This is a genomic window from Alkalibacillus haloalkaliphilus C5, assembly GCF_000269905.1.
Lineage (GTDB): Bacteria > Bacillota > Bacilli > Bacillales > Alkalibacillaceae > Alkalibacillus > Alkalibacillus haloalkaliphilus_A.
On the sequence record NZ_AKIF01000185.1, the window covers coordinates 1 to 4,860 of the forward strand.

Here is a 4,860-nt window from a genome sequence, read left to right on the forward strand (position 1 = left end):
GGATAAAAGCGGAGCGTTTTGATGAAGCGGTAATTAAAAATCAAACCCGAACGAAGTCAAATATGATTTCGTTCGGGTTTGTGTATTAATAATTAGTTCTGTCCCAACCTCTTTGATTATGCTTCATCTTCTTGAACTCTTACAGTCACTTCATAATCACCGAACTCATCACGTGCCATTTGCATAAGGTGATTCGCATCCGTTGGTGATAGATCCGTTGTAATTACTGTAATGTTGACAACATCTTCATCGTGGCGAACCAGTACGTCACGGAATTCCTTTTCTTGCTGGATCATCTGCTCAAGAATTGATTCTTTTTGAGCAACTGTTTGTAAAGCATACATTTCTTCCATTGCTTCATTTTTCTCATCAGTAGTAGCTGAAGCAGAAGCTACAATAGAAGATAATTGCTCTCTCAATTCACTTCTTGCATCTTCTGTCTCTAAACGAATCGTTGTAAATAACTCATCCGCTGATAACTCGTCCATATTTAAGTCAACGCCTAGACCTGATGTTTCTCCTGCCTCACCATCTTCAGTGCCTTCTTCTGGTTCAGTCGCATCATCTCCTGGTGCTTCATCATCACCTGCTGCACCGTCATCACCATCTAAGTTTTCCTCTGTCTGCTCTTCGTCCTGATCAGGTATTAGAGCAACTTGCTCACCTCCTGGAGACATCATATAATACACACTCAATACAATTAGTAAACTTAACATCGTAATTAACCAAACTGTTTGTTTCCTTAATACCATACTATTCCTCCTCACCTTTTGGCATCACAGCTATGCGATGTGTTGATACATCTAATAATCTTGATACTGAATCAATTACCATTTGTTTGACTTGAATTTGATCGACCCCCTCCGCAACTATTAATACTCCTCGAACAGCAGGGCTTTCCGTTTGTATTAATAACGGTTGTTCACTGTTGTTGTCTCGATATAGAACTGTTTGCTCTTCGATTGTTTCATCCTCTACCTGTCTAGTACCTCCACTTTGATCGGTTTCATCGGTCGATTGGTAACCTGTGATTGTATTTTTTTCATAGACATGTAGAGAAGATGAGTCAAGCTGTAAAGTTACTTCTACGTTCGAGACACCATAGATTGCTTCAAGTGCTCTTGCTAATTCATCTTGCATCGCTTCTTGTATGCCAGCAATATCGTGATCCCCTGCTGAGGCTTGTTCATTTTCTCCATTTCCTAAAAACACTTCTTGCTCTTCATCAAACGAAGGTTCTTGCTCATCAGTTTGTCCAGTAAAAATATTAGAAACAATTAGGAACATCAGACCAACTAACCCTATAACTAAAATATAAGAACGTTTAGTAGGACGGTCTGTGTCATCTTTTAGTCGAAATAAAGACTTTAAATTCATCTGGTTATTCTCCTTCCCACTCGATAATAATTGAGTCGACAGGTAAACCTAAGAAGGAGGAAATTGTCCGCTTAATTTGATCTAAGTCCTCTCCATCTTCAGACTGTTCAGCAGGTATTTGAATGACTTCCACCTCCTGAACAACGTTCCCCTCTGTTAGATGAAACGTCACTTGTTCAATAATTTCATCTAATTCTTGACCATCATTTGAGTCATCTAATTGTACGAAAACTTCTTGAATAGCTATATCATATTGTTGGATCAACTCCTCTTCTACTGAAGATTTAATACTTTGCTCTAACTGTTCTAATATATATGCATCAGATGAGGCTTGTATTTCACTTTTTTTATTAGAAATTTCAATCTCCATTTCCTCTGGTGTAATAGATAGCTCTGGTAGGTCAAATTCTGACATAATCGTCTCTGGATTGACTTGAAACAACGCTGATAAAGGGTGTAAAAATAATAGAAATATAATCATTCCGAAGACAACTTTGATTACTTTCTCATGAGAGGTTTTAGGAATTAGGAGAGATATAAGAGTTGCTAAAAAGATAAATAGAACAATTTGCGAGATCCAATCTATTAAAAAGGACATAATTTCCCTCCCTTACAACGACTAATAGAATTCGTATTACATTATATGAAAGGGTTGTCCTTATTTATTACGTATAAGTTCAGAAATATAAACCCCTTGAAACAGAATTTATTTCAAGGGTTATAAATCTATCTGATCATGAGTGACATGTTACCGATAATGACAAGCATGACTAAAGAGAAGAAAAACATGATCGAAACCATTAACAAAGCTAACATAATATATAAAATGTGCTTTCCCATCCAGTCAATCATATTGACAATAGGTCCATCGGCTACAGGCTGTAACAATGCAGCAGATACACGGAAAATTAATCCTAAAACGAGTACCTTTAAAACGGGAAACAACGTAATGATTAATATGACAACAATCCCGGCTAAGCCTACACCATTTTTAATTAATAGAGATGCCGATAACACTGTGTCTGTTGCCTCAGTAAACATTCTTCCAATTACCGGAATGAAATTACTCGTAACAAACTTTGCAGCTCTTACCGCAACACCATCCGCTACTGCTGTGTTAGCACCTTGTAGAGACATGACAGTTAAGAAAACTGTTAAAAAACCACCCATTAATATAAAAGCTACTTGTCTTAACAAATTTGCAAGCTGTGATACGTTATATTCTTCATTCACTTCACTTGCGATGTGCAAAATAGCAGACAAGAAAAATAACGGCACTATAATCGCAGAAACAAAGAAACCACTAACTTGTGTAAAAAATAAAATAAAAGGATTAAAAAAGGCGACTGTTGCAATATTACCGAACGCTGCCATCATACTTAAAAATAAAGGTAGTAACGATAACATAAAATGGCTCATTGCTTCTATCGCATCAACTGTATACGTAACAGCTTGATGAAAACTAGCTACCGCAATTGTCATTAACACACCAAAGATTACGAGATAACTCACTTTAGCCACCGATTGATTTTCAAAAGAATGGATTAATACTTTAAGAAAGACACTTAACAAAGTTAAGAAGATCAACATTCCTAACGTCTTACCATTCACAACCCATTCATTTAAAAAAAAGCTGTTATGCCACTTAACCAGTCTGTAGGTGAAAAGATAGAACCATCACTAATGATGTCTCGCCAACTATCCGTTTGATTTAGAGGCATAAAGTCTCTATATTCATTTAATATATCTTGCCACTGTCGTTCTAAGTCTTCACTTTCGAAAAGTTCATCAAGCTCTTCTAGAATTTGTTCATCTTCAGGAGTCTCTTCAGCATGTGTAATAGATCCATTCCAACCAATAAAAACGATCACAACAACTACGAAGGATATTATAAATTTATTCATTTCACATCTCCTTCTAGGTCTATTGAGGGATAAATGATAGCAAGGTTTCTATAACTGTAATAAATATAGGCAGGGCTATAAGTAATATAAACAACTTCCCTACAATCTCTACTTTTATAGCGATTGAAGCTAAATTTGCATCCCTTAATACTTGTGAGGCGAATTCTGTTATGTATGCCACACCAATAACTTTGAAGATCGTATCTAGATGAAGGAGTGAAACATTCATACGTGAAGTGACTTGCTGAAACACAGAAATTAACTCACCGATTTGATTTAATATAAAGAAAAATACTAATGTACCTGTTAATAATGTTAATAAGAAACCAATAGAATGATTTTTCTCTCGAACAACAATGATTAATATTGCCGCAACTATAATAACGGATAGCATTTGGAGGAAAGGCATATTCTTCGACCCTTTACATTAACATTTGGAACATAAATACAGACCTAATTTGTGTAAATAATCGTGATAAATAGTCAACTACTATTACTAAGACGATAATAAAACCTATTAACGTTACCCAGTGCGCCATATCTTCTTTTCCCATTTGCTTTAAAATAGTATGAAGCATAGCTATAATAATTCCGATACCAGCAACTTGAAATAGTAAATATATATCAATCATAGGACTCGCCCCCTTAAATAAATATCAATACAAATAACAGTCCTGATAAAACACCCAAAGTTCTAAACATTCCTGAAAACCGCTTCTCATCCTCCAACGCAGCTTCTAATTCATGCTGTAAATGGACTTTCGCTAATTGAATTTGCTTTTGTTGTTGTTCTATGTTGTGCAGACCTAGTGATTGGCCAAACTGCAATACAATTTCCCTCTCCTTTGCTTTCATCGCTGTCTGACGCCATTGTTTACTCACCACGTCTTCCCATAAACTTTGTAAGGACGCATCTCCTACCATTAATTGTTCTGACAAATCATGAAATATATATGAAACAGGGGGAGATAACTGTTTAGAAACATACGAAAGCACTCGGTGAATAGGCTCTTGAGCATATACAATTTCTGCTTCCATTATTTGAAGCGCTTGTAATAATTCTCGGATCTGCTTTGGCCTTTTAGTATAGTTTCTAGCTATATCGATTCCGACCCACGTGCACGTGAACAGAATCATGATCGCTCCGATCCACTTCATTTGTCATTCCCCTAACGTTTGTTGATAATTGTTCAAAGCGTTCGTTATACACACCAAGTACATGGCCTGGTTTCGGATGAGGGCTTAATACGATATAGCGGTTAAATACTTCGTCTTCTATTAATGGGGCAAGGTTCGGCCTTCTTTTCATATCGTCAATTGAGTAACCGTGTACACTACAAATGACTTGAACACCAGTATGAGTAGCTTCTAGTAAGCTTACGACATCCTCTTCCCTTCCGATTTCATCAACTGCTAATACTTCTGGAGACATTGAACGTACCATCATCATCATACCTTCAGCTTTTGGGCAATCTGACATAACGTCCGTTCGCTTCCCTACATCATGTTGCGGTACACCGTTATAAGAAGCAGCTATTTCTGATCGCTCATCGACTAATGCGACTCTAGAAGGCTTTAA

At 36.7% G+C, this 4,860-nt stretch carries 8 protein-coding genes and 1 pseudogene; all 9 read right to left on the reverse strand.

The genetic code is table 11. The features are described from left to right. Nucleotides 1-116: 116 nt before the first annotated feature. Nucleotides 117-752 carry a SpoIIIAH-like family protein gene (locus A194_RS0114620; RefSeq protein ID WP_017187547.1) on the reverse strand — a complete coding sequence of 212 codons (636 nt, stop codon included), beginning with the start codon at nucleotides 750-752 and terminating at the stop codon, nucleotides 117-119. Nucleotide 753: 1 nt separating this feature from the next. Continuing rightward, complete coding sequence (gene spoIIIAG / locus A194_RS0114625) at nucleotides 754-1,377, reverse strand: stage III sporulation protein AG (protein WP_017187548.1); 624 nt, start codon at nucleotides 1,375-1,377, stop codon at nucleotides 754-756. Between the two features lie 4 nt (nucleotides 1,378-1,381). After that, nucleotides 1,382-1,975: a stage III sporulation protein AF gene (spoIIIAF, locus tag A194_RS18670; protein ID WP_017187549.1), complete on the reverse strand. Its 594-nt coding sequence runs from the start codon at nucleotides 1,973-1,975 to the stop codon at nucleotides 1,382-1,384. Nucleotides 1,976-2,103: 128 nt separating this feature from the next. Continuing rightward, nucleotides 2,104-2,988, reverse strand: coding sequence for a stage III sporulation protein AE (spoIIIAE, locus tag A194_RS18675; protein ID WP_017187550.1), 885 nt, complete (start codon nucleotides 2,986-2,988; stop codon nucleotides 2,104-2,106). An 11-nt stretch (nucleotides 2,989-2,999) separates the two neighbouring features. Then, complete coding sequence (locus A194_RS19530; RefSeq protein WP_017187551.1) at nucleotides 3,000-3,281, reverse strand: hypothetical protein; 282 nt, start codon at nucleotides 3,279-3,281, stop codon at nucleotides 3,000-3,002. A gap of 19 nt (nucleotides 3,282-3,300) precedes the next feature. Continuing rightward, a complete protein-coding gene (gene spoIIIAD, locus A194_RS0114640) occupies nucleotides 3,301-3,690 on the reverse strand; it encodes a stage III sporulation protein AD (RefSeq protein ID WP_017187552.1) in 390 nt (129 codons plus the stop codon). A 13-nt stretch (nucleotides 3,691-3,703) separates the two neighbouring features. Then, nucleotides 3,704-3,913 carry a stage III sporulation protein AC gene (spoIIIAC, locus tag A194_RS0114645; protein ID WP_017187553.1) on the reverse strand — a complete coding sequence of 70 codons (210 nt, stop codon included), beginning with the start codon at nucleotides 3,911-3,913 and terminating at the stop codon, nucleotides 3,704-3,706. Between the two features lie 13 nt (nucleotides 3,914-3,926). Beyond that, entirely contained in the window at nucleotides 3,927-4,439 is a 513-nt protein-coding gene (gene spoIIIAB / locus A194_RS0114650; RefSeq protein WP_029425345.1) for a stage III sporulation protein SpoIIIAB, read from the reverse strand. Next, nucleotides 4,375-4,860, reverse strand: a pseudogene (locus A194_RS18680) (stage III sporulation protein AA); the annotation flags it as partial. The pseudogene A194_RS18680 and the gene spoIIIAB, both read right to left, overlap by 65 nt.

Coding starts and splice junctions, on each gene's coding strand:
- A194_RS0114620 (WP_017187547.1), bottom strand. CDS start 752: ATGGTATTAAGGAAACAAACAGTTTGGTTAATTACGATGTTAAGTTTA.
- spoIIIAG (WP_017187548.1), bottom strand. CDS start 1,377: ATGAATTTAAAGTCTTTATTTCGACTAAAAGATGACACAGACCGTCCT.
- spoIIIAF (WP_017187549.1), bottom strand. CDS start 1,975: ATGTCCTTTTTAATAGATTGGATCTCGCAAATTGTTCTATTTATCTTT.
- A194_RS19530 (WP_017187551.1), bottom strand. CDS start 3,281: ATGAATAAATTTATAATATCCTTCGTAGTTGTTGTGATCGTTTTTATT.
- spoIIIAD (WP_017187552.1), bottom strand. CDS start 3,690: ATGCCTTTCCTCCAAATGCTATCCGTTATTATAGTTGCGGCAATATTA.
- spoIIIAC (WP_017187553.1), bottom strand. CDS start 3,913: ATGATTGATATATATTTACTATTTCAAGTTGCTGGTATCGGAATTATT.
- spoIIIAB (WP_029425345.1), bottom strand. CDS start 4,439: ATGAAGTGGATCGGAGCGATCATGATTCTGTTCACGTGCACGTGGGTC.